The 23,450-nt window shown below is 45.0% G+C and carries 21 protein-coding genes, 1 pseudogene and 1 riboswitch; of the genes and pseudogenes, 19 read left to right on the top strand and 3 right to left on the bottom strand.

The annotated features are described in order from the left end of the window. The first annotated feature begins 116 nt into the window (after nt 1–116). The 4 genes from QP339_RS05260 to QP339_RS05275 all read left to right on the top strand — a co-directional run bounded on the left by QP339_RS05260 (nt 117) and on the right by QP339_RS05275 (nt 3,611). A complete protein-coding gene (locus QP339_RS05260) occupies nt 117–902 on the top strand; it encodes a hypothetical protein (RefSeq protein WP_284910689.1) in 786 nt (261 codons plus the stop codon). Between the two features lie 97 nt (nt 903–999). Next, complete coding sequence (locus tag QP339_RS05265) at nt 1,000–1,074, top strand: type I toxin-antitoxin system Fst family toxin (protein WP_371440388.1); 75 nt, start codon at nt 1,000–1,002, stop codon at nt 1,072–1,074. 613 nt (nt 1,075–1,687) lie between these two features. Continuing rightward, the gene (locus tag QP339_RS05270) at nt 1,688–3,043 is read left to right on the top strand and encodes a reverse transcriptase domain-containing protein (RefSeq protein ID WP_284910690.1); all 1,356 of its coding nucleotides are present in this window, start codon (nt 1,688–1,690) and stop codon (nt 3,041–3,043) included. 55 nt (nt 3,044–3,098) lie between these two features. Beyond that, on the top strand, nt 3,099–3,611 hold the full coding sequence (locus QP339_RS05275; RefSeq protein ID WP_284910691.1) for a hypothetical protein: 513 nt from the start codon (nt 3,099–3,101) through the stop codon (nt 3,609–3,611). A gap of 194 nt (nt 3,612–3,805) precedes the next feature. On the opposite strand, the gene QP339_RS05280 is transcribed toward QP339_RS05275, so the two are convergent. Both QP339_RS05280 and QP339_RS05285 read right to left on the bottom strand, forming a co-directional pair. Beyond that, on the bottom strand, nt 3,806–4,693 hold the full coding sequence (locus QP339_RS05280; protein ID WP_350225027.1) for an Abi family protein: 888 nt from the start codon (nt 4,691–4,693) through the stop codon (nt 3,806–3,808). 100 nt (nt 4,694–4,793) lie between these two features. Continuing rightward, complete coding sequence (locus tag QP339_RS05285; RefSeq protein WP_284910692.1) at nt 4,794–4,949, bottom strand: hypothetical protein; 156 nt, start codon at nt 4,947–4,949, stop codon at nt 4,794–4,796. Between the two features lie 212 nt (nt 4,950–5,161). Here QP339_RS05285 and QP339_RS05290 point away from each other — a divergent pair, with 212 nt between their 5' ends. From QP339_RS05290 to QP339_RS05360, 15 genes and pseudogenes are all read left to right on the top strand, one after another. Beyond that, on the top strand, nt 5,162–6,244 hold the full coding sequence (locus tag QP339_RS05290) for a DUF5067 domain-containing protein (protein WP_284910693.1): 1,083 nt from the start codon (nt 5,162–5,164) through the stop codon (nt 6,242–6,244). 167 nt (nt 6,245–6,411) lie between these two features. Next, on the top strand, nt 6,412–7,041 hold the full coding sequence (locus QP339_RS05295) for a RelA/SpoT-related domain-containing protein (RefSeq protein WP_284910694.1): 630 nt from the start codon (nt 6,412–6,414) through the stop codon (nt 7,039–7,041). Nucleotides 7,042–7,054: 13 nt separating this feature from the next. Next, nucleotides 7,055–7,783, top strand: a complete 729-nt coding sequence (locus QP339_RS05300; RefSeq protein WP_284910695.1) for a Panacea domain-containing protein — start codon at nt 7,055–7,057, stop codon at nt 7,781–7,783. 61 nt (nt 7,784–7,844) lie between these two features. Next, the gene (locus QP339_RS05305) at nt 7,845–8,486 is read left to right on the top strand and encodes a hypothetical protein (RefSeq protein WP_284910696.1); all 642 of its coding nucleotides are present in this window, start codon (nt 7,845–7,847) and stop codon (nt 8,484–8,486) included. A 708-nt stretch (nt 8,487–9,194) separates the two neighbouring features. After that, nucleotides 9,195–10,301 (top strand): annotated as a pseudogene (locus QP339_RS05310) (PTS sugar transporter subunit IIC); the annotation flags it as partial. A gap of 313 nt (nt 10,302–10,614) precedes the next feature. Further along, complete coding sequence (locus QP339_RS05315) at nt 10,615–12,201, top strand: sensor histidine kinase (RefSeq protein WP_284910698.1); 1,587 nt, start codon at nt 10,615–10,617, stop codon at nt 12,199–12,201. Next, nucleotides 12,179–12,934: a response regulator transcription factor gene (locus QP339_RS05320; protein ID WP_284910699.1), complete on the top strand. Its 756-nt coding sequence runs from the start codon at nt 12,179–12,181 to the stop codon at nt 12,932–12,934. The genes QP339_RS05315 and QP339_RS05320 overlap by 23 nt, the downstream gene beginning before the upstream one ends. Next, complete coding sequence (locus QP339_RS05325; protein ID WP_284910700.1) at nt 12,924–13,940, top strand: extracellular solute-binding protein; 1,017 nt, start codon at nt 12,924–12,926, stop codon at nt 13,938–13,940. The genes QP339_RS05320 and QP339_RS05325 overlap by 11 nt, the downstream gene beginning before the upstream one ends. A 405-nt stretch (nt 13,941–14,345) precedes the next feature. Then, a riboswitch (FMN riboswitch) is annotated at nt 14,346–14,459 on the top strand. 138 nt (nt 14,460–14,597) lie between these two features. Then, nucleotides 14,598–15,698, top strand: coding sequence for a bifunctional diaminohydroxyphosphoribosylaminopyrimidine deaminase/5-amino-6-(5-phosphoribosylamino)uracil reductase RibD (ribD, locus tag QP339_RS05330; protein ID WP_284910701.1), 1,101 nt, complete (start codon nt 14,598–14,600; stop codon nt 15,696–15,698). Then, nucleotides 15,683–16,318: a riboflavin synthase gene (ribE, locus tag QP339_RS05335; protein ID WP_284910702.1), complete on the top strand. Its 636-nt coding sequence runs from the start codon at nt 15,683–15,685 to the stop codon at nt 16,316–16,318. The genes ribD and ribE overlap by 16 nt, the downstream gene beginning before the upstream one ends. A gap of 13 nt (nt 16,319–16,331) precedes the next feature. Further along, the gene (locus tag QP339_RS05340) at nt 16,332–17,540 is read left to right on the top strand and encodes a bifunctional 3,4-dihydroxy-2-butanone-4-phosphate synthase/GTP cyclohydrolase II (RefSeq protein WP_284910703.1); all 1,209 of its coding nucleotides are present in this window, start codon (nt 16,332–16,334) and stop codon (nt 17,538–17,540) included. Next, complete coding sequence (gene ribH, locus QP339_RS05345) at nt 17,541–18,023, top strand: 6,7-dimethyl-8-ribityllumazine synthase (protein WP_284910704.1); 483 nt, start codon at nt 17,541–17,543, stop codon at nt 18,021–18,023. Between the two features lie 139 nt (nt 18,024–18,162). Then, nucleotides 18,163–20,031 (top strand): flavocytochrome c, encoded by a 1,869-nt coding sequence (locus QP339_RS05350; protein WP_284910705.1) that lies wholly within the window; start codon nt 18,163–18,165, stop codon nt 20,029–20,031. Between the two features lie 336 nt (nt 20,032–20,367). After that, a complete protein-coding gene (locus tag QP339_RS05355) occupies nt 20,368–21,585 on the top strand; it encodes a sodium/glutamate symporter (RefSeq protein ID WP_070616694.1) in 1,218 nt (405 codons plus the stop codon). A gap of 114 nt (nt 21,586–21,699) precedes the next feature. After that, entirely contained in the window at nt 21,700–22,203 is a 504-nt protein-coding gene (locus tag QP339_RS05360; RefSeq protein WP_284910706.1) for a VanZ family protein, read from the top strand. Between the two features lie 74 nt (nt 22,204–22,277). Here QP339_RS05360 and QP339_RS05365 read toward each other — a convergent pair whose 3' ends face one another. After that, nucleotides 22,278–23,390, bottom strand: coding sequence for a mechanosensitive ion channel family protein (locus QP339_RS05365; RefSeq protein ID WP_284910707.1), 1,113 nt, complete (start codon nt 23,388–23,390; stop codon nt 22,278–22,280). Nucleotides 23,391–23,450 lie beyond the last annotated feature (60 nt).

Consider the following 23,450-nt stretch of genomic DNA (forward strand, 5'->3'; position numbering starts at 1 on the left):
CTAGAAGTAGCTGTTTCTTGATATAGTGCTCACTAAAAAATTGGACGAAGGACTTAATTTTGGACATTAATTTGAATGGATAAATGCGGAACTTAATATTTTAAGAGGAGATATAGATGAGTAGGATAGACACATCAAATTTTAAAGATCTTAATGAATCAGAGTTTTTGAATGAGTTTTATAAACTTGTTTATGAATTTGCAGGATATTTATATAAGAGATTCAATTCCTTATTAACTGAAGAAAAAATATACAGTCAATTCTTCGATAATAACGACATAAGTTGTTTTATTATATTAAATAAATTATTTTTTCAATATATCTATTCCTTCTTTATTTTAAATTCTTATGAACTGAGTATACCTTCTTTTAATTCATTTAGGACCACTATGGAAATTTTTAGGTTATTTAGGTTAGTAGTTTTAGATGAAGATTTTAGAAAAGATTATTTACAGAATAAAAATATTGAATTTAGAACTGTAAGAGATAATAGATTCATGCAAAGTAAAATTATCAAAAAGCTAGATGAACTTGAAACAGATTTAAGAAACAGCGATACTATTCCTCTTTCGATAAATCTTCAAAATCACAATTATACAAAAAACTCTACCTATTCTGAAATACATAGCGAATTATCAAAATGGAGTCATGCTTTAAATGTCAATTTAATCTTTCCAATGTTTATAAATGATGACAAAATAAACCTAAAAATAACTGATGAAAATAGTATTTATAAAGAGTTATATGTAAAAAAATACGTAGAAGGAATGTGTTTAATGTTATTAGATCACAGTTCTAATCTTGGTTGCATTGGTCCTATTCTTGATGATGACTTGTATGCCAAAACAACCGAATTACTAGAAATGTATGATAAATATGTAGAAATATTCTATAAGAATTGATTTATATAAAAATTTATTTGACTTATTGTAAATGTGCTATAATTGTTTCGGGCTAACTCCCTGGAGGGAGGTGCTGTAAATGCAAAATGACTTTCTTATGTTGGTTATTGTGCCAATTTTTGTTGGTATAGTAATTGAACTATTTTCTTGGTGGTTAAACAAGAAACAATAACCGATTAGCCCATTTTAACCCACACGCTTATTCCACGCTAAGCGAAAAAATACCCCTAGAAGTTGCAGCTTCTAGGGGTATTGTGCCGTAAATGTAGACTTTCTTATATTCCACAACTTTATTATAACACTATATGATAAAATAAGCTAATTAATCAGCTGATTAATTAGCTTATTTTTCAGATTGAATACTTTAAATTAGATTTTATAAATCTGATATAATTTCAGTAGATTCAACACGTTCATAGGCAATTGTTATTTATAAGAAAGTATGATAACATATATTTGCCTAACACGTTAGGTGTTAGAATGGGCAGTTTGGACCATTTTGTCAAGAAATAAATAGCCTTCGCTAAATCGGCGAATTGGTTAATAACGCTTGAAAGATGATTCATAGGGTCGACATAGCGAATGATTACAAATGTAATCACCAGTAGAATTGTAGAACACAAGTTCGACTTCTCCTTTCGATTATGAAGACGTCCTAGCCTAATGCTATGATAGCATAGTTTAGAAGTGGGCTATCTATTTTATAGATACAAGTTTTGCGCTTAGGAGTCTGGAATTAGTTGCCCAGCTAAAGATTCCTAAGCTCTTACAGTGAGGTTATGTGTGTGAATTGTCAAAAATATATTTCAATTGATAACTATAAAATGAAACCATATAAACATATCGATCGTCCAATAAAAATTCAAAAGGCTAAAAGCTATGTAATGTCTCCTACTAAAGTGGCAAAACATAGCTTTTTACCTTTTATATCATATGTTCTTTCGGATGAGAAATGGACTGGAATTCCAAATAAAGAATTAGAAGGCCGGCCAATTAAAATTAAAGAACGTCAGATTATGTATGCTGGGCATTTTGATTCTTATATTTATAAATATTATAGTCAGCTATTGAATTGTAAGTACACTGATTATTTAAAACAAAATAATTTAGATCGAGTAGCAACAGCCTATAGGAATAATAAGTCAGGGAAGTCCAATATAAATTTTGCTGCAGAAGTTATTAATTTTATAAAGCAAGAATCTGAAGCATGGATTTATGTAGGTGATTTTGAAAAGTACTTTGATACATTAGATCATGAATTATTGAAAACTCGACTTAAAACGACCTTAGATACCTCATATCTTTCTGACGATTGGTACAATATTTTCAAATCTTTAACTAAATTTGGATATTATAATCGTGAAGCTTTAGATAATTATCAGAATACGCAACAAGAAGCTTTTAACGGACAAGAAAAAAGATACTTTTACTCTCTTAAAGAATTTAGAACCTATCAAAAGTTTAATAAATGTTCTTATAATAAGCAGTCGTTTGGTATTCCTCAAGGAACTTCAATTAGTCCTGTTTTAGCAAATATTTATGCAATAGATTTTGACCAGTCCATGCAAGAAATTGCTGCTAAATATAATGGGATATATCGAAGATACTCAGATGATTTTATATTAGTTTTACCTAAGTTAAGATCAGATTATGACCAAGAAAGAGTTATTAAGATAATTGAACAAGAAGCTAAAATAAACAAAATTAAAATTAATAGTGATAAATCCCAAAAATATTATTTCATAAATAATGATTTGCTAAAGTTAGACCCTAATTCTATGAATACCAAGGGTCATTTAGACTATCTTGGATTTATTTTTGATGGCAAAAATGTAAGGATGAGAAATAAAAGCGTTCAAAAATTTTATAGAAAAGCAAAAAGGACTATTGGATATGCTAAATGGGTTAAGTATGATAAAAATTTAAAGAAGCTGCCTTATCGTAAAGTGATTTATAACTTATATACTGATATGGGCCTTAATTACAAAACTTATGGTAACTTTATAAATTATACAAAACGAGCTCAACGAATATTTGATGCTAATTCCCCAAATACTAATAATTTAATGATGCAGCAACTTTTAAACCGAAAAAAGAAGATTGAAAAGTATTTAGGCTATAAAATACATATAAAGTTGTGAAAATGATTGTGTAGGATACTAGAGAAAATAGTCTATAGAAAGAGTGGATAATTTAGTGGAAATAATTGGATCATTGATAGGAGTAATTGTAGGTTATTTACTATCAATTATAAATAAAGTAATAGAATCTTATTGTAAGAAGCGTAAATTGAACAAGTTTAAATTAATGTTACAAAAAGAATATTTAATTTCTATTGAAAATAAAATAGAGCAAATGAAGGCTTTAGAAATAGGTACTGTAGTAGAGTTAACTAATATTATAAGTGTATGTTTAAAAAGACTTGATTATTTAAAGAAAAAAGAACTTGTTTATTATTCTACCAATGCTCAGGGTGAGATGATTCGTTCTGTAGAATTTACAGAAAGTTACCTTTATCAATTAGACCAATTATTAAGAGCGTCACATCAGGTTGATTTAGATAAGAAAAATAGATATATAGCTGAAAAGAAAGAAGCAGCTTGGAAACTTAAAAAGTTTTATGAGGAAAATTTTGAGAAGTACTATTCTTATGAAATTGATCGCTTTCTAGGGTGGAAAGATGTTTTTGATAATGAGAAATTTCAATAATACTTTAATCTAGTTAAAATTCTAATTTCTATAGCTGTCTTTAATACAGCTACACTTTTTTTAATATGCTCATAATTTGGCCTGTATTTAGCTCTTCGTAATAGGTGGGTAATATGTTAAATAAAAAAATCGGGCGACGCATAAATGCATCGCCCGCAAAACTTTCGTTTTCAAGTCGTAAAGTAAGTATAGTGTTAAATTTGTAGTTTGTCAATGATGATCTTACAAAAATCATACATTTGACATAAACTAGGGCTCGATTTATATAAATAGGCGTCTCTAACCATTCGTCCATCGAAAAGTTCCTTAATTTCTTCAAGTAAGTGTCGTTTTAGATCATTACTTTTTATAACTACGTCAACAGCTATAAGTAACGCAATGAAATCTTGGACGGAATTATTTTTTAATCTATTTTGAATGGTTTTTCTTTTTATATCGTCTAATAAATTTTCTAAACGGTCAGCTAGATTTTCATGGAAGTAGCCCCTTTTATTAACTAAGTCATGTATTACACAGTTGTTATGAGCCGCTGCATTACGAATATTTTTTACTTTATACAATAATTCATATTCAAATTCACCACAAGAATATTTTTGACAATAATAGCGGTAAAAATTAACAAATGCTCCAAAAGATATTACCTCTAAGAAAACCCAGACTGGATAATTTGGATGTTCAAATTTCTTTAATAGCTTCCGGACGTAGACAGTTTTTCGCCGGTTTTCTATTTCTTTAAAAAGTTTTTCAGAAGAATGTCGATAATCGCTTACAATTTCGTATTCATCAACACCTCTTTCTTGGATATCTTTTAAGACCCTTACTTTTAAAGCATGTTCTACGCTAAGGCTAGCACTTAATATCCAGCGTTTAAGATACATATCTATAGTTGATAAATCTTTCAAAGCTTTAAAATCAAGACCTACATATTTATTGTTATGTTTAGGGAAATTGGTTTTGTATGCAGTGAGTTTGACGTAATAATTATGCTCATTTAGGAATTTGATTGCGTCGCCCTCACTACAATACTTAAAAGTAACCCCTTTACTCTTTAGTTTATCAATGAGTTCTTCTGTTTTAAGAATGACCTAAACCTCCTATGATTGGAATTCAAATTCATTATATCATGGATAGCTTTATTTTATGTAAAAGATTTGTTTTCTCAAAAAAGTAAGTTTAATCCATTTATAGCTTAGTATCCTTTTTCCCTCTCAAATAAGCATACACCAAGCAAATTCCCACAGTAATGATGGCGTATAAAACAGTAAAGCGATCGTTAGGGGATTTTGCGATGAAGACGCCCCACAAGATTAGGGCAAGGGCGGTAATAAAATTTTTCAATGGACCTACCTCCTAATACATTACAAGTTTAGATAGTGATAATTAATTAGAGTATATCACAATAAATAAAAGCTTAATGCCAATACATAGCTCATCTAATAATGTTATTCAAAACCTAACCAAAAAATCTCACCCCCATTAAGATCTTTGATACACCCCCATCCCCCAATTTGTTATAATTTTATCATTATGGATTGTGGAGGAAGTGACTGATGAGGAAATTATACTGTTTAGCTTTTCTGCTTGTGGCAGGGCTGGCTTTGTGTGGTTGTGCTAAGGAGTCGACATCGTCTGCCTTGCCGGGTGCTTATCGCTCAGACAAAGCTAAGCTCTATGAGAATATCCCTGAGACTTTTGACGGTCGATACCTGGACACGGTGGATATTGACATCGAGATTGAAGAGGTCCGCGTCCTGCCTGCTGGGGCCAAGGGCAATGAGGAGGGGGAGAGGCCTGTGCTTGCTTTCTGGTACGATGCGACCAACCAGTCAGAGGAAGAGCTGTCAGCTTTTGATGCTTGGATCCGGTGTTTTGTCCCAACCCAGCACCAGGACCAACTGGATGACAACTATGAGAACGACCTGGCCATCGCCAAAGTCCCAGACTCGCGCTATAAGAAGACCCAAAACAAGAAGTTGAAGCAGAATGAATCTGCTAAGAGCGCCATTGCTTTCGAAATTGCGGATATGAAGGCCCCAGTGACCCTGTTCGCCAAGACGGCTCAAGGCAAGCTCCTGGGCAGCCAGGACTATAATCCCGCAGACTTGTTGAAGGACCGCTTGCTCAAGAAGACGACTGCTTCGGACAAGTCCAGCACTGAGTCTGCCGCAGCAGGGACTAAGGCCAAGCAAAAGGGGAAAATGCCTTCTAAGCGGGTGGAGAATGCGGTAGCGGATGCTTTAACCGCCATCATGACAGGTGCAGCAATTACTAAGGGCAACTTGGTCTATTATTTGAGTGTTTCTGGTTATACGGATGCTGAAATCAATGAAGCCATTAGCTATATCGACATCGATAGTTTGCGCTATTCGCCATATTCTGATGGCCGAGACCCTTTCAATGATCTTGCAGCACCTCCCCAAGGTAAGCCAGGGCCTGACCTTAATTATTACCCTGAGGAAGAATCATCTAGTGAAGCGCAACAGCCTAGTCAACAGGGGCCTGCTCCGGTCAATGACTCATATATTGCCAATGAAGGAAGTAATTCTATGCCTAGTGGCGGTCCTGTAGATGATTACGATTACTCAGCAGATTGGCCAGACTGGAGTGCAACAGATCCAGTACCAGCCTATTAGATATTTTATGAATGAAGGCTCTTTCCGAAGTCTCTTCGAAGGCTTAGGGGAGGGCTTTTTTTGAGAAAGGTTAAATAAATTAATTTATTAAGATAAGGTTGTTTATCTTGATATTCTGTCTTTTTTTCAATATTCTATGGTTAGATAACAAATTAGGCGGAACATTAATGTCAGATCAAATGATAACTCTAATCCAACAAATTGAAAATTTAATCTATGAATTTAAGGGGCTTCAAGATTTATTTTATAATGACTGGTTGAAATATGCTGAAGACCTCCGTATTAATTTTAAAAGTAAGCAAATTAATCATATAGTTGAAAGAGATAATGAATCGATAAGTTTTTTTGAGTATATCGGAATATACTACAACACTTTAAGTGAACTTAATTTTTCAAGTGCCATGATAAGATTTAATGAGAATTATTCATCTTTATGTCTATCGATGCGTATTAAGACTATGGCTTCTATACAAGATAAGATTGATAGATATTACAGAAGCAATCACCAAGGTAGGATTCCAATTAATAAGTGTCTAAATGATCTGTTCGGTATTCGTATATTTACATCGCTAGATTTGATTAGCAGTTCATCTTTTAAATTACTGTGCGAAGATTTGAAAGAGAAGAAAATAATTTCTAGATACTATGTAAGAAAAGATGGAAATTATCGTGCTATCCACATTTATATCAAGCCCAATAACTATGGCTTACCCTGGGAATTACAGATATGGTTCGAGGACGATAAGGAGCGAAACTATCTCTCCCATTCACAACACAAACAAGACTATATTCATTAGGAGGTGTCTTAATATGAAACATTTGATATTTCTTTATCAAAAGCTTGCTTCTAAGGAGCGACTAGCTTTTAAATTGAGTTCGGAAGAAACGCTTTTTCCAGAAGATTTGCCGGAGACAATCTTCGAGTTAAATGCTAAGTATCAGCTCGCTAGTCACCGCATCTATTCTAAAGATGCGACCAGCCAGTCGATTGAAGACCAAGATAGCTTCTTTAAAGGAGTACATTGGTTTGAATCGGTTGAAGCCTTTAAACGTGCTATCGAAGAAGACCAAAAGCAAAATCAACTCAGTCCTTTAGATTTTTCAAAGTATGTTCTAGCTAAACGCCCCTTAGATAAATTACAAATCCAAAAAGTTTTATACTTAATTTATGCAGCGGCTTTGATGAACGACATACACTTGTTCTCCGAATCTCCATTAGCCTATAAATATGGTCCTGTATTCGAAGATGTTTATCAGGCTTATAAAGGAAAGAAGTCTAAGCAAATCATTGAATCTCACTTATCTAGCCAAGAAATCTTTCACTTGCTTTCTTCTGGAGTCCGACCTGAAATTATGCAATTGACAGATGAGGTCCTAGCTCTAGTAGAAGGTAAGACAGGAAGTGACCTGATTAACCTTACGCACATCCCTAACAGCCCCTGGCAGCAAGTTTATGAGCCTGGAGCCAATCATGAAATCGACGACGAAACCATCCGCCGCTACCATCCTTATGAGCGAAGGGCGTTGGAAAGGTGTTAAAATCGTAGCTTTTTTGAAATGGAGTCTATGAAATAATCGTGTTATGAGAGGGCTACATAGTATGTCAAAAAATATGAAAGAAACTCAATTTAAAGAAGCGACAGCAATGTATCGTTTGAAAACTATTGATAATGAGCGTTTTGGAGGACTAAAATTATCGGATAGACCTGATTTACAAAACTCTGAGAAAAGCTTAGGAATAGAAGTAACTAGTGGAATAAAACAAACTTTTCAAGAAAATGCAGGTGGAGTAAAGCGAGAAGTTTCCAAAATACTTGCTGAACTAGGCACATCGCCTGGTCCCAATGAAGCTGCAATAAAAATTCATGAGTGTTTAAGGGAGAAAAATATAACCACAGCCTTTTGGGGGGATTTAAATGCTCCAAAAATAATTCTTGATAAAAAGTTAGAAAAAATGAATGTTCCTGAATTTAAGCAATTTGAAAATTTAATGCTTTATATAGAAGTCTTGGACTTCGAAAATTATGAATTTGAAAACTTTAGAAAATTATTACAGACAAATATAGTATCTATAACAAAAGCAGTACCTAATTTGAAAAAGATCTTTATAGATAATGATCAAGAAATAATAGAAATAAATTTATATTCAAATCTAGATTATGTTACTCATAATTTAACAAATGAAGAGCTAGCGGAGTGTACCTCTTTAGCAAGAGAATATATTGAAAATTTGAATCAATAAATTTCAGTTTAGTCGACAATAGGTATTATATAGAGAAATTAATTCAATAAAAGGAGATATTTTCTATTAGACATAGGATAATTTCTTTAAATAGATTACTGCGCTAATTTTTTGCTTCCTTCTTTTGTTAACATTAGATAGATTAAAAATCCATTCTGTTTCTGAGTAGGAGTGAAGCGTTGAAGTTGGTCCTTAGCCATGAAAAGCAAGCAAAGCGAATTACGGACCGTAGGCGCTAGCCGTACGGACCGTTTGAGACTTGCTAGGCGAGAGACCAAGACTCGAGCCGGTGCCATGGCTCTATAAGGACCAAATTCAAAAGCGAAACGCATGCTCAGAGAGCGATTCATATATATTTGAGTGTTAGCACCCAAAAAGTATAGAATTTTCCACATTCTAGCCCACTTCTTCCCTATTTAAGCCTTTTCATTCCTTCTATAATTCAACTATAGAAGTTATGAGGAGGTTTTTCTTGTGTTTGAACAGGAATCCCGGGCCATTTTGGCTGCACTAGCCGGCTCGGACAACATTAAATACATCGAATTAGTGGATGAGGGCATTGAGCTAGAACTCAAGGACCTCTCCTTAGTGAAATTGGACCAATTGGCCAGCCTGGATGGCATCCAATCCCTGGACCTGGACGGCTACCAGCTGACCCTCCACATCCAGAACAACCGCCAGGAGATCTACGAGAAGGTCCTGGAAATGATGGATGGAGGGGAAGAAGCAGAAGCTAAGGAAGAGAAGAAAGAATCCGTCTTCAACAAGGCTATTAAGGCGATCACGGCATCCCTTTCCCCAGTGGTTCCTATCATGGCCGGGGCTGGCCTGGGCAAGGTCATTGTCCTGGTCCTCAATTTAACCGGGGTCCTGGCTGAGGACGATAGCTTGTACATCTTCCTCAAGTTTATCTTCGATACGTCCTACTACTTCCTGCCTGGCTATGTGGGCTTCTCGGCTGCCAAGGTCTTCGGGGCTAACCGCTATCTAGGGGCCTTCATGGGCTTGATGACCGTCCACCCTACCTGGGTCAAGATGATTGAAGCAGGGACAGATGTCAACTTCCTAGGTTTCCATATTCCTTTAATTGAGTATGACACGACCCTGGTTTCGGCCCTTCTGACGGTCTGGATGATGTCTTACATTGAACGCTTCTTCCGCAAGTACATCCCTGACATGATCAAGGTCTTCGGCGTCCCGCTGATGACTATGCTGGTAACGGCACCGCTGACCTTCCTTGTCTTCGGTCCGGTCGGCGACTGGGTGTCTCATGTGATTGCGGACGGTTCGGTCTGGCTCTATGACAACATTGGCTTCATCGCCATTCCCCTCCTGGCCGCTGCTTATCCTTGGTTGGTTTCCATCGGGGTCCACAAGTCGCTCAGCCCCATCTCTATCACCCTGGTGGCGGAACAAGGCTACGACCCCATTATCCGGGTAGTTGCCCTCTGCGCCAACATGTCCCAAGCTGCTGCTGGACTCGCTGTCGGTCTGCGGGCTAAGAACAAGGAATTGAAGTCCCTGGCCTTTTCAACAGGACTGACAGCCTTACTAGGCGGGACAACTGGTCCTGTTATGTACGGGGTCAACCTTCCTTTGAAAAAACCCATGTACGCTTCCATGATCGGTGCCTGCGCTGGTGGGATCTTCGCTAGCTTGATGAAGATGAAGGCCTTTATCTATGTTACACCAGCCCTCTTGAGCCTGCCCATGTGGGTGTCTAAGGACCAGTCCTACTTGGTGGAAGCCATCATCACTATTTTGATTGTGACTGTTGTTACCATCGTGGCCCAGTTCCTGCTCGGCTTCGATGAATCGGATTATAAGGTCAAAGACTAAGTGAATTAGAACAGGAATTCTGTCTGAAAAGATGGGATTTCTGTTTTTATATTGTTATCAAATAGCGTTGGTGGGCATCCGTCTGCTTTAATTTTTGTTCTTTGGGGCTGAGTAAAGAAATCAAAGAGGACTTTTTTCCTCCACCGTCATTGAGGTGAGAGGTAATACCAAATCACAAGCGCTACCGGCATTAGCACCGAAGAAGATGCCGTTTCCCTGAAACCAATGAAATTTATTTCGTGTTTTTTCTTTTAAATGGTCTATACTAGATAAGCAAGGAGGTGGGCTGATGGCTAAGACATTTCGGGAATCTTTGGAGCGAGATATGGTGCGGATTGGGACGCTCTTGGTGGTCCTGGTGTCGACAATTCTTGTTCTCGTCTTTATGGCCTATGCTTATATTGAACAGACGACCCAGCTGCGGCGGGATACGGCGAGGATCGAAGCGGCTTTTGTGGAAGACTTAGCCGGAGCGGACCAGATTCTCCAAGAGATGTTAGGGGCGGAGGGGGAAGACCGCGACTTGGCCTACCGCTTCTACCGGACTCAGGCGGAAAAAGACTTGGAGGGCCAGTTCTTCTTGCTCGATGGGGACGGGCGAGAGGTCTACACGAATACAGCCGACCAGCCCCTAGCTAGGACCTACCGCGATCTCCTGGTCCAATCTAAGGAGGGGTCAGGCCGGCTGACCTACTTCGATGTGGCGAGCCAGCCTTACTTGATGGTCTACCGCCGCCAACCTCATAAGATTGCCGTTTACCTGATCAAGGGAACAGACCTGGTCCAAACTAAGCACCCTTACGCGGCCTCTTATGTCCTCCGCAATCCCTATGGCCGGGTCCTGGCGACTGACCAGGCTGGCTTGGAGATAGCCCCGAACAACAGCGGGCGCTTTGCCTTGGCCAACAACCAGCTCTATCTCAGGAGCCAAGCGAACCTGCCCAATGGTTTCCAGGTCCAGACTCAGATTCTCTTCCTGCCCATTCTTTCCCTCTTGGCTGTTTCTCTGGCGGGACTCTTGCTTTTGATCCTATTGATGGTGGGCTTGACCAACCACTTCGCAGCTTACCTGGCCAAGCACAATAGCCGGGCCATTGACCGCTTGGTGGGCGAGACCCAGTTGATTTCCCAGGGCGACCAAGACCGCCTCCAGGAGGACTATGAGGCGGAGTTTGCTTACTTAGCCCAGGCCATGAACCAGATGCTGGGGCGGATCCGCCAGCTTAATAATGAACAGATTGACTTGGAGCGAGACAAGCTGAATTATGAGCGCAAAATGCTGGAGGCCCAATTCAACCCCCACTTCCTCTACAATACCCTGGAGACCATCCGGATTACCAGCCAGTTCGACCCTCAAGTCTGCAGCCAGCTGATCCGGTCGCTGACAACGATTCTCCGCTATTCCATGGGCGGCAAGATGGCGGATGCAGACCTGGCTGAGGATTTGCAGGTGATCGACCACTATCTCCAAGTGACCCAGGTCCGCTTTCCCCAGTTCTCTTATGAGATTAACTGTCCAGAGGGTTTGGGCCAGGTCCAGGTTCCCCGACTCTTCCTGCTTTCGGCTATCGAGAATGCTATCAAGTATGGGCGGGACCAGCGGCCGGACTTGCGGATTGAGCTGACCGTGGGCTGCCAGGATGAGCGTCTCTTCTTTTGTCTGGCAGATAATGGGCCGGGCTTTAGCCAGGAAGCGCGTGAGCACTTAGCGGCAGACTTGGCCAACAACCGTGGCCAGCATGGCTTGATGAATTCGATCAAGCGCCTGCGCTATCTCTACCCTGAGGCCCAGCTGGAAGTTAAAGACTTGGACCAAGGGACGTGTCTAATCTATTGGATAAGGAGGCCGGATCATGTACCGGATTGTGATTGTTGAAGATGAAGAATGGATTCGTAAGTGGCTGGTCTATGGGGTGGACTATGCCCAGTTAGGAGGCGTGGTGGTCGGAGAGGCCTCCAATGGTAAGGAGGGGGCAGCCCTGATCCGCGATAGCCGGCCCGACTTAGTGCTGACCGACATCACCATGCCTGTCATGGGAGCCTTCGAGATGTTTGACGCGGTCGCTGACCTGTCTTTTGAGAAAATTATTATCTCAGGCTACAATGACTTCGCCAATGCTAAGGAAGCCATCCGTTATGGGGTGGTAGACTTTGTGACTAAGCCAATCGACGAAGGGGAACTCTTAGCTTCTGTCCAAGCGGCGCTAGACCGGCTGCAACCCGAAGCTGGAGGGGAAGGCCTGGCAGATGAACTCCTGGTTGGACTCGTCGCAGACCGTGATGCTCTCGTCCAGGAGGTCCTCGCTTATGTTCACGCCCATTTCAAGGAGAAATTGACCATGGCACGGATGGCCAAGGCTCTGGGTTACAGCGAATCCTACCTCTACCGCAAGATCAAGGTCAGCCTGACCGTTAGTCTGAGCGACTATATCCAGCGCTACCGCATTGCTCAAGCCGTCCAGGTCTTAGAGGCCCATTCGGACATTCGGATTGCAGACCTGGCTACTGACCTGGGCTTCTCCGACTATAATTATTTTGACCAGGTCTTTAAGAAGTATGTGGGTATGACTCCCACTGCCTTTAGGAAGGGGATAAGGGATGAAAAGTAAGACTAAGATTGGGCTCGGATTGGCTATAGGCCTGGCGCTTATCTTGCTTCTGTCTCTCTTTTGGCGGCCAGAAAAACTAGAAGCAGAGCCTGCTGATCTTGTGATTTACACACCTAATTCGGAGGGCGTCCTGGCGACCCTGGTCCCAGCCTTCGAACAAGCCTATGGGGTCCGGGTTGACCTGGTCCAAGATTCGACGGGCAAGCTGTTTGACCGGCTCAAGTCAGGAGAGGGAGAGCCCAAGCCGGACCTAGTCTTCGGTGGGTCGACGCTCTGGTACGAAGCCAACCGGGATTATTTTATTCCCTATGCGGCCAAGGGAGCTGAGGCCCTGCCTAGCATCTACCGGTCCCAGGACCAGACCTATACCCCCTATGCCATGGAAGGGACGGTAATTCTAGCCAACCGCCAGTTAACCCAGGGACTGACTATCCATTCCTATGAAGACCTGGTTGATCCTGCCCTTAAAGGAAAGCTTGGTCTAGCAGACCCCCGCCTTTCGTCAAGCGGCTTCTCCCAGCTTGTGACGATTCTTTTGGCTAAAGGGGGCTATCAGTCGGATGCGGCCTGGGCCTATGTGCACCGGCTCTACTCTAGCCAGGAAGCCCAGATCTATAAGGAATCCTCGGAGGTCAACCAGGACCTGGTCCAAGGCCAAATCGCGGTTGGCTTATCAACAGAGGCCGTAGCCCAACAACTGATTGCCGATGGGGCTGACTTAGACTTGATCTACCCCGAGGAAGGGACCCTCTACCTGCCAGCCGGAGTCGGGATCGCCAAGGGGACTAAGCATCTGGACTTGGCCCAGGAATTTGTCGACTACCTGCTCTCAGACACGGTCCAAGCTAGCCTAGCCCAAAGCCTCTACCAGCGCCCCATCCTTCCTGATCAAGGCCAGGCTTCCGACCTCCGCGACTGGCAGACCATCAACCACCTGTCCGACGAAAGCTGGGATATCCTCGACCAACAAGAGCAAATTCGAAGACGCTTTGAAAATAGGGTGTGAGCAAGAGCGCTTAGGCTTTGGATGCTTGGAGTAAGTTGGAATAAGGGCAAGCTATACTTGCACGTTTCCAACTTGCGAAAGCACTCCAAAGCTGCTCTTGCGAACCCGACTATAGAGGGCGTGAGAGAATGCGGGAGAAAGGGACCTCTGGAGCAAAGAGCCAGAGAAGACTGCAAGTCTTCGGCGGATCTTTGTGAAGAGGAGCCCTTTCTGCATCCTCGAACCCGACTAGACAGGGTGTGAGCAAGAGCGCTTAGACTTGGATGACTGGAGCAAGTCAGAATAAGAGCGAAGCATTCGCTTGTTTCAAGAAAATTCGATTCTACCTGTCAAGCTTGATGTAAACCTTTTCAGCATATTGCTTGACTTTGTTAGGGGGGCTGGCTATAATATAGGCAGTTGAATATCTATCTTCAGGGCAGGGTGCAAGTCCCTACCGGTGGTAAAGCCCACGAGCCGCAAGGTTGATTTGGTGAGATTCCAAAGCCGACAGTATAGTCTGGATGAAAGAAGATCGAAAGAAGAAATTAGCGCTTTTGAATGCTCTGGAATGACGATGATCGTTTCAGAGTATTTTTTTATTAGCCAAATTAAATCTTTTCTTTGTAATGTCTTGGATAGCTCTATTCAAGGCATTATTTTTTTGGAGGTGTTTCGATGCGAGATGAAGAATGGATGCAGCAAGCTCTAGACCTGGCTAAAAAGGGGCGGGGCTGGGTGAATCCGAATCCCTTAGTGGGGGCCGTGGTCGTTAAGGAGGGCCGGGTCTTAGGTCAGGGCTACCACACAGCTTACGGCAAGCCCCATGCGGAGAGGGAAGCCTTGGCTGCCTGCACAGAAGATCCAGAGGGGGCAACGTTTTATGTGAATTTGGAACCTTGTTGCTACTATGGGAAGACCCCGCCTTGTACGGAAGCTGTGATTGAAAGTGGGATCCAGCGGGTAGTTGTCGGAGCCCTAGACCCCCATGACAAGGTAGCAGGTAAGGGGGTCCAAGCCCTCAAGGAAGCGGGCCTGGAAGTTAAAGTTGGCGTCCTAGAAAAAGAATGCCAGCACTTAAACCGGGTTTTTGAGAAATTTATCGTCAGTCATAAGCCCTATGTGGTGGCCAAGTACGCCATGACCCTGGACGGCAAGATTGCCACACGGACGGGGGCTTCGCGCTGGGTGACGGGTCCAGAAGCCCGCCAACGTGTCCACCAGACCCGCCATGCGCTCTCAGCGATTATGGTGGGGGTCAATACCATCCAGGCTGATGATTCCCTCCTGACTTGCCGGCTGGATGGGGGCGAGGACCCGGTCCGGATTATCTGCGATTCAGAGCTCAGAACGCCCTTAGACAGTCAAGTCGTCCAGACCGCTGACCAAGTACCTACCTACCTGGCAACGACCTGCCGGGATGCCGACCGACAAGCCACTTACCGGGAAGCGGGCTGTGGCATCATCGAATTGGGGCGTCGCCAGGGTCACTTAGACCTGGCCGAATTGATGACCCAGCTCGGGAAGATGGACCTGGATAGCGTCCTCTTAGAAGCAGGGGGCACACTGACCTGGTCAGCCTTGGCGCTGGGCTTAGTGGATGAAGTCCATTCTTATATCGCTCCTAAGCTATTCGGTGGCCAGGCCATGTCGCCGGTCGCTGGCCAGGGCGTTGCAAAACCGGACCAGGCCATCCAGCTGGAACCTTTTGCCTGGTCCCAAGTCGGTAAAGATTATTTGATAGAAAGTAAGGTGGTGAGTGGATGTTTACCGGATTAATTGAAGAAGTGGGGAAGATCAAGGCCATCAAGAAGTCTTCCCGGGCCTGCGTGGTCCAAATTGGGGCCGCCAAGGTTTTGGAGGAAATTCAAGTAGGGGATAGTGTGGCGGTCAATGGCATCTGCCTGACCGTGACCGATTTCGACCGCTCTTCTTTCACGGTTGACGTGATGCCCCAGACCTGGCAGATGACCGCCCTGGCCCAGCTCGAGCGCGGGTCTAGCGTCAACCTGGAACAGGCCATGGCAGCTTCGGACCGTTTTGGTGGCCACTTTGTTTCGGGCCATATTGATGGTAAGGCCCAGGTTCAAGCCATCCGTCCCCAGGGCAATGCGGTGGTCTATGATTTTAGGGCAGGCAAAGCCCTCTTGGACGATATGGTCAACCAGGGCAGTGTGGCCATTGATGGGATCAGCCTGACCCTGGTCCAAGTCGACCAAGGGGGCTTCCGGGTGTCGGTCATTCCCCACACCCTGGACCAGACCAACCTGCCACAGAAGAAGGTCGGCGACTGGGTCAATATTGAGACTGATATGATTGGCAAATATGTGAAACGTTTTATGGCCAAGGCAGAATCTTCTGACCTGACCGAGGCCTACTTGCGTGAACAAGGATTCTAGGAGGAGGATAAGGATGTTTAAAGAACGTGTGGAAAAAGCGCTAGCTGACCTGCAAGCAGGCAAGCTAGTGTTGGTAATGGATGATGAAGACCGAGAAAACGAGGGGGACCTGATCTGTGCCGCCAAATTTGCGACCACAGACAATGTCAACCTCATGGCTAGCCAGGCAAAGGGCTTGATCTGCATGCCGATGAGCGAGGATATCGCCCAAAAACTCGACTTTCAGCCCATGGTGGCCCACAATACCGACAACCACCAGACAGCCTTCACGGTTTCTATCGACCATGTGGCTACGACAACGGGGATTTCAGCCGAAGAGCGGGGCTTGACGGCTCGTAAGGTTGTAGCTGAGGATGCCCGCCCCGAGGACTTCCGCCGGCCGGGTCATATGTTTCCCTTGGTGGCCAAAGCGGGTGGGGTCCTGGAACGCAATGGCCATACGGAAGCGACGGTTGACCTGATGCGCCTGGCTGGCTTAGAGGCTTGTGGGCTCTGCTGTGAAATCATGGCGGACAATGGCCAGATGATGCGTGGCCCAGAACTCAAAGCTTTTGCGGCGGACCATGAGCTCAGCTTCCTAACGATTAAGGATCTCCAGGCCTACCGCAAGCGCTATGACCAGCTCTTGGACCGGGAGGCGGATGTGGCCCTGCCGACCCGCTATGGAGACTTCCGCCTGGTCTGCTTCGTTGACCGCCTGACCGGCCAAGAGCACTTGGCCCTGACCATGGGCGACTTGGACCAGGCTGAAGACGTCATCTGCCGCCTGCATTCGGAATGCCTGACTGGGGATGTCTTCGGGTCCGAGCGCTGTGACTGCGGGGCCCAGCTCGACCAGGCTCTGGCTCAGATTAGTCAGACGGGGCGGGGCGTTCTTCTCTATATGCGCCAGGAAGGCCGGGGGATTGGCTTAGTCAACAAACTCAAGGCCTACCACCTGCAAGAGGAAGGTCTGGATACTCTGGAAGCCAACCTCGCCCTGGGCCAGCCTGCTGATGCCCGGGAATACTATCTTGGGGCCCAGATGCTTCGGGCCTTGGGCGTTCAATCGGTTCGCCTGCTGACCAACAATCCTGACAAGGTCCAAGAACTCGAAGCCAATGGCATGCCAGTCAGTGAGCGCTTGCCTCTGGAAATTCCAGCCAATGCCCATGATGCCAACTACCTATTGACCAAGAAGATTAAGATGGGACACTTATTAGACTTAAAGGAGGACAATTAAATGACAAGATTTGAAGGCAACTTATACACAGAAGACATGAAAGTAGGAATTGTTGTTTCCCGCTTCAATGATTTCATCACTTCGAAACTCTTAGGAGGTGCGGTGGACAGCCTCAAGCGCGAAGGGGTGGCGGAAGAGGCCATCGATGTGGCCTGGGTACCCGGCGCTTTTGAAATTCCCTTGCTGGCTAAGAAAATGGCTGAGACGGGCCGCTATGACGCCATTATTTGCCTGGGTGCTGTGATCCGCGGGGCGACTTCCCACTATGACTATGTCTGTGCTGAGGTCTCCAAGGGCATCTCCCAGGTCTCCATGGCGACGGGCCTCCCTGTCCTCTTCGGTGTTATCACGACCGATACCATCGAACAAGCCATCGAGCGGGCCGGGTCTAAGGCAGGCAACAAGGGTTCTGAGTGTGCTCAAGCAGCTATCGAAATGGTCAATGTTATCCGCGCCGTGGAAGGGCCATCTGATAAAGCTTAATCATCAATTTTTTAATTCAAAGAGAAGTAGCCGGGAACCAGTGCGGCTACTTTTTTGTTTTAGGAGGCTTGGACACTGAATAATTGCCTGGAATGTGTTACTCTTATTGTGAGAATAATCACGAAAGAGGGGAAGCAAAATGACTGATCAAGAATTGCGTTACCAGCCGGGGACCTACCAGGTGGAAGCAGCTGGACATAACAGCGCCTTGCCTATGGAGGTTGAGCTCTCGGAAGATCGGATTGAACGGATCGAAGTTGATTCCAGTTCGGAGAGTAAGGGGATTGCCAATCCGGTGTTCGTCAAGGTGCCGGCTGACATTATCGAAGGCCAGACCTTGAATGTGGATGCGGTCTCTGGAGCGACAGTCTCTAGCCAGGGGATTATTGACGGGGTAGCGGAGGCTGTACGCCAGGCGGGGGCCAATCCTGATATTCTGAGAGCCCGGCCCAAGGTCCACCGCCAGGCAGCTGAAGCCCTGGAAGAAAGCACTGATGTCCTCGTTATCGGGGGCGGTGGTGCCGGGCTAGCCGCAGCGGCCTCATCCCTCCAAGCGGGCAAGCAAGTTGTGGTCTTGGATAAGTTCCCAGCCATCGGGGGCAATACTGTGCGGACAGGTGGCCCTATGAATGCAGCTGATCCAGATTGGCAAAATCAGTTTGCTGCTTTGCCAGGTGAAGGGCACACGCTAGAAGAGATCGCAGCCACGCCAGAATCAGAGATTGATGACGAATACTTAGAAGACTTCCGCGAATTCCGCCAACAAATTCAAACTTACCTCGAAAGCAGTGAAGAGGGCGAGGCCTATCTCTTTGACTCCGTCCTCCTTCACCGCATCCAAACCTATTTGGGTGGCAAACGTGCAGACTTATCTGGCAACCGAGTTTACGGTAACTATGACTTGGTTAAGACCTTGACAGACAATGTTTTGGACAGTGTGAACTGGTTAACTGAACTTGGTGTCGACTTCGACCGCGACCATGTTGACATGCCAGTGGGGGCTATGTGGCGGCGCGGCCACAAGCCACGTTCCGATGAAGGCTATGCCTATGTCCATACTTTGGAGACCTTTATTGAAGACCAGGGAGGCAGCATTTATACGGAGGCTGATGTGACTGAGCTGATCCAAGACGACCAAGGCCAAGTCGTCGGCGCAAAGGGGACCTACCAAGGCGCGCCCATGCGGATTGAAGCCCAGGCTGTCGTTTTAGCTACGGGTGGCTTTGGGGCCAATACCCCTATGCTCCAAGAGTATAATACTTACTGGGAACGGATTGATGATGACGTCAAGACCTCCAACTCACCTGCCATTACGGGTGACGGCATCCGCCTTGGTCAAGCAGTCGGCGCTGACCTAGTGGACATGGGGATGATCCAAATGCTCCCAACTTGTGACCCAGAGACAGGGGCCCTTTTCACAGGTCTCCAAGTTCCGCCAGCTAACTTCCTCATGGTTAACCAGGAAGGCAAACGCTTCGTCAATGAATTCGGCACGCGGGACGAAATTTCGGCCGCAGCGATCGCTAATGGCGGCCTCTTCTACCTGATTGCGGATGAACCCATCAAGGCCACGGCCTATAACACCAGCCAGGAGAAGATTGACCAGCAAGTCGCTGAAGGGACTCTCTACAAGGCTGAAACGGTCGCAGATTTAGCTCGGCAGATTGATATGGATCCTGAGCAATTGGAAGAGACAGTGAAAAAATATAACTCTTATGTGGAAGCTGGAGAAGACCCTGATTTCAACAAGGGAGCTTTTGATCTCAAAGTAGAGGAAGCCCCCTTCTATGCAACGCCGCGCAAGCCGGCCATCCACCATACCATGGGCGGCCTGCGGATTGATACCCAAGCCCAAGTCCTCGATGCAGATGGCCAAGCTATCCCAGGTCTCTATGCGGCAGGTGAAGTAGCAGGCGGTATCCACGCAGGCAACCGCTTAGGCGGCAACTCCCTAGCCGATATCTTCACCTTCGGACGGATCGCCGGCAAAGAAGCCAGTCAGTCCTAAAGGGTGAGAGAGGATGCGTTTAGAAAGGGACCTCTGGAGCAAAGTGCATAGGGTGAGGCCAAGCGTATTTAGCTTGGGCTAGTTCAAAGTTGAGAAAAGAGACTGCTTATGAGGGCTAGCCTCTTTTCTTTTTATTGCGAAACGTAAAATAATCTAACGTATTATGTTATGGTTCAGCCACTTCTATAGCAAAAATAAGCAATTCATTTCAATATTATGCGTCAATTCGCCTTATCAGTAAAAAATTATTTTGTTTACGATATATTTTATAACATAATTCTTTTAGATTATGATAAAATAGTAAGTAAATAAAACTGATTAATGCGAGGTGCGCTTATGCTAACTATTGAATTTGATAGCATCCAGTCCATGGGTTTTGCTGTTTTAACCCTCTTATTTGGGAAATGGATTATCAATAAATTCCCCAAGCTAGAAGAATACTCCTTGCCTCCAGCCATTGTAGGGGGATTGATTTTCGCCATTGTAAATACGATTTTGAGGCTGGCTAATTTGATGGTAATTAAGATCGATACGGAATATGCCATGCTCTTTATGGTGATCTACTTTACCACCATCGGCTTTGAGGCGAGTTTGCAGGCCCTGGTTCGCGCTAAGGGGATTGTCAGTAAATTCCTCTTTGTTTCGATTTTAGCCATCTTTGTCCAGAATTTTCTGGCTTTAGGTCTGGGTAAGGCTTTCGGCATTCCAGGTCCTCTCGCCCTCTTACTGGGATCGCCAGCCTTAGTCGGTGGTCCAGGAACAGCTGCAGCGGTTTCGCCTTCCATTGAGGCTCTGGGCTTTGATACGGCAACTTCGGTCGGTGTGATTGCCGCTACCCTGGGCATTGTCCTCGGTTCGGTTTCGGGTGGGCCGGTAGCTTCCACGGCTATCAAGAAGCACAATCTTTCAGCTAAGGATCCGGATGCTTCAGCCAATACGGGTGACCGCTACAAGTCACATAGCCAGCGGCAGAAGATGACGGGGGAACGGATTGCAGTCATGCTTTATGGCACCCTGGTCGTTATCTTTTTGGGGATCTTCCTGACCAAGATCTTGAATTTCTTCGTCGGTTATTTGGTAGGCGGAATCAGCTTCCCCCTCTATATCGGCCCCATGATTGTGGCTGCTACCGTGCGGAATATCTCAGATGCTCGGGATAAGCCAATCCTAGATGATGAGGCGCTGGGCTTTACCTCTGATATTTCCCTCAATATCTTCCTGTCCCTGACCATGGTGGGCCTGGAGCTCTGGACCATTCTTGATATGGCTATTCCAATGCTGATTATCATTGCCCTAGAAGCCATTATCACCATCGCTTTTGCTCGCTATGTGGTCTATAAACTGATGGGGAACAACTACGACGCAGCAGTGATGACAGCCGGTTTTATTGGTTTTGGGATGGGGTCTTCCTCCAACGCCATGGCCTGCATGCAGCAGCTTACTAAGGAATACGGACCGAGTCCCTTGGCCTTCCTGGCTGTTTCTATCGTCGGCGCACTCTTCATTGATTTTGTGAATATCTTTATGATTTATGGCTTTATTAACTTCCTTTAGTTACAAAAGCAGCCGAGCTCGTTCATCCGAGTTCGGCTTTTTTTGAGTAAAAGTTTTACTTTATCTAGGGCCCTTGTGCTATACTTAGGGAACTTTAGGAGAGGAGGGGATGTGATGTCTGATAAGCGTTTGTCTTGGATAGCGCTAGCTTTGATTGTTTTAGTTTTTATAGGGACCTGGTTTTCTTCGTCTATGCCTTACGAAGCCCAGAGCCTCCAACCTATCCTGCGCCGCCTGCTAGCGGGTGAACCTTTTGCTGGGCTCTTAGCGCCGATTCGCTTTACTTATGCGGGAGAAAAAATTAGCGTCGATGCTTTATCCTATGCAGGATTTGTGGAATTTTTTATCCGCAAGGGGGTACACTTTGTGCTCTTCGGCAGTTTGGGGGTCCTCCTCTATCTGGCCCTCCGCCCCTATTGCCAGGGGCGGGGCCTGACTTTCTTGCTCAGCCTGGCTCTGACTTTTGGTTTTGCTTCCTTTGATGAGCTCCGCCAAACGATTACGGTTAACCGGTCAGGTCTGGTGGAAGATGTCTTCCTGGATACTTTCGGGGCCTTGTGCTTGCTCTTAATCTACCAGCTGATTGAAAAGATTTTCCGCAAGAGGCCAGTTGAATAGTTTGCTCTTGATATAAAAATAGCCTTGTCCCTCCTTCTTATGAAGTGAGAGGCAAGGCTATTTCTATGTCATTTTTACTGGCTGTCATCGGATGTATGCTCTTTGCCTGCTTTGTTATCCATAGGGTTGAGGATGCGGACGTCTTGGCGGGGGTAGGGGAATTCGATGCCTCCTGCTTCAAAGAGTTTGAAGATTTCATAGTGGATTTCGGTGGTGATGATTTGTTCGCGCTCGTTGTTTTGCTGGCTGAGCCAGAACCAGAGCTCAAAGTTAATGGAAGAGTCCGCGAATTCGGTGAGGAAGACCCAGGCCTTGGGTTCATCGAGGATTTCTGGATACTGGGCTTGGACGTTCTTCAGGGCCTGGAGGAGGAGTTGGCGGGCCAGTTGGAGGTCTGAATCATAATCGATGCCGACAGACACGGTGACACGGATTTCTGGATCGCCATAGGACCGGTTAACGAAGGAGTTCTCGAGAAAGTAGCTGTTAGGGATCAGCATCCGCTCATTGCGGCGGGTCCGGACAATAGTCTCGCGGATGCGGATTTCTTCAACCGTTGCGACGGTTTCGTCCACTTCGACCAGGTCGCCGACGCGGATGGGCCGGCTGAAGAGGATGATCAAACCGGAGATGAAGTTGTTCATAATATTGCGGATGCCGAAGCCAACGCCCACCCCGATCACGCCAGCGAAGACGCTCAGGCTAGTCAGGTCGAAGTTGAGCTGCTTGAGGGTGACTAGGACCACTGCTATCAGGACAATATAGGTGAAGAGGGTGGTGATGGTCGCTTGGGCTCCCGGATCAATGTCATAGCGGCGGAAGATGGAAGGCAAGAGGAAGCGTTTGACCCCATTGACGAAGCGGATGGCTAAAAGAATAGCAAAGCCAACTGAGAAGAGGAGGAATGCAGAGACATCCGTTTGTCCAAGCTTGAAGAGGGGGTTGAAGAACCAGCGAGAGTGAGAAAAATAGGAAATAAAGAAAATAATAAAAACAAAAGATGCCAGCCAGTTGAGGATGGACTGGAGCAGGAGGGAGAGGGAATGGTCTCGGTTGAAGCGCTGGAGAAGCTTACGGCAGAGGAAGTAGAGGGCAAGGAGTAGGAGAAAACTGAGCAGGCCGGCAATCCAGTAGCCGATCCCGTGGGCACTGAGATAGTTGAGCCAGTCTTTAAGAATTTGAGTCATAAGGCACCTTCTTTTTTCTTTTAATTATAGCAGACTTAGCTTTCTCTTTCGCCTTTGAGG

The sequence above is a fragment of the Aerococcus sp. UMB7834 genome, assembly GCF_030215145.1.
Taxonomy (GTDB): Bacteria; Bacillota; Bacilli; order Lactobacillales; family Aerococcaceae; genus Aerococcus.

What these genes read in the sequence shown, in the direction of transcription:
- QP339_RS05350 (WP_284910705.1), top strand. Translation starts at nt 18,163, where the DNA reads ATGACTGATCAAGAATTGCGTTACCAGCCGGGGACCTACCAGGTGGAA.
- QP339_RS05300 (WP_284910695.1), top strand. Translation starts at nt 7,055, where the DNA reads ATGAAACATTTGATATTTCTTTATCAAAAGCTTGCTTCTAAGGAGCGA.
- ribE (WP_284910702.1), top strand. Translation starts at nt 15,683, where the DNA reads ATGTTTACCGGATTAATTGAAGAAGTGGGGAAGATCAAGGCCATCAAG.
- QP339_RS05315 (WP_284910698.1), top strand. Translation starts at nt 10,615, where the DNA reads ATGGCTAAGACATTTCGGGAATCTTTGGAGCGAGATATGGTGCGGATT.
- QP339_RS05340 (WP_284910703.1), top strand. Translation starts at nt 16,332, where the DNA reads ATGTTTAAAGAACGTGTGGAAAAAGCGCTAGCTGACCTGCAAGCAGGC.
- QP339_RS05320 (WP_284910699.1), top strand. Translation starts at nt 12,179, where the DNA reads ATGTACCGGATTGTGATTGTTGAAGATGAAGAATGGATTCGTAAGTGG.
- QP339_RS05290 (WP_284910693.1), top strand. Translation starts at nt 5,162, where the DNA reads ATGAGGAAATTATACTGTTTAGCTTTTCTGCTTGTGGCAGGGCTGGCT.
- QP339_RS05355 (WP_070616694.1), top strand. Translation starts at nt 20,368, where the DNA reads ATGCTAACTATTGAATTTGATAGCATCCAGTCCATGGGTTTTGCTGTT.
- ribD (WP_284910701.1), top strand. Translation starts at nt 14,598, where the DNA reads ATGCGAGATGAAGAATGGATGCAGCAAGCTCTAGACCTGGCTAAAAAG.
- QP339_RS05305 (WP_284910696.1), top strand. Translation starts at nt 7,845, where the DNA reads ATGTCAAAAAATATGAAAGAAACTCAATTTAAAGAAGCGACAGCAATG.
- QP339_RS05295 (WP_284910694.1), top strand. Translation starts at nt 6,412, where the DNA reads ATGTCAGATCAAATGATAACTCTAATCCAACAAATTGAAAATTTAATC.
- QP339_RS05360 (WP_284910706.1), top strand. Translation starts at nt 21,700, where the DNA reads ATGTCTGATAAGCGTTTGTCTTGGATAGCGCTAGCTTTGATTGTTTTA.
- QP339_RS05365 (WP_284910707.1), bottom strand. Translation starts at nt 23,390, where the DNA reads ATGACTCAAATTCTTAAAGACTGGCTCAACTATCTCAGTGCCCACGGG.
- ribH (WP_284910704.1), top strand. Translation starts at nt 17,541, where the DNA reads ATGACAAGATTTGAAGGCAACTTATACACAGAAGACATGAAAGTAGGA.
- QP339_RS05260 (WP_284910689.1), top strand. Translation starts at nt 117, where the DNA reads ATGAGTAGGATAGACACATCAAATTTTAAAGATCTTAATGAATCAGAG.
- QP339_RS05325 (WP_284910700.1), top strand. Translation starts at nt 12,924, where the DNA reads ATGAAAAGTAAGACTAAGATTGGGCTCGGATTGGCTATAGGCCTGGCG.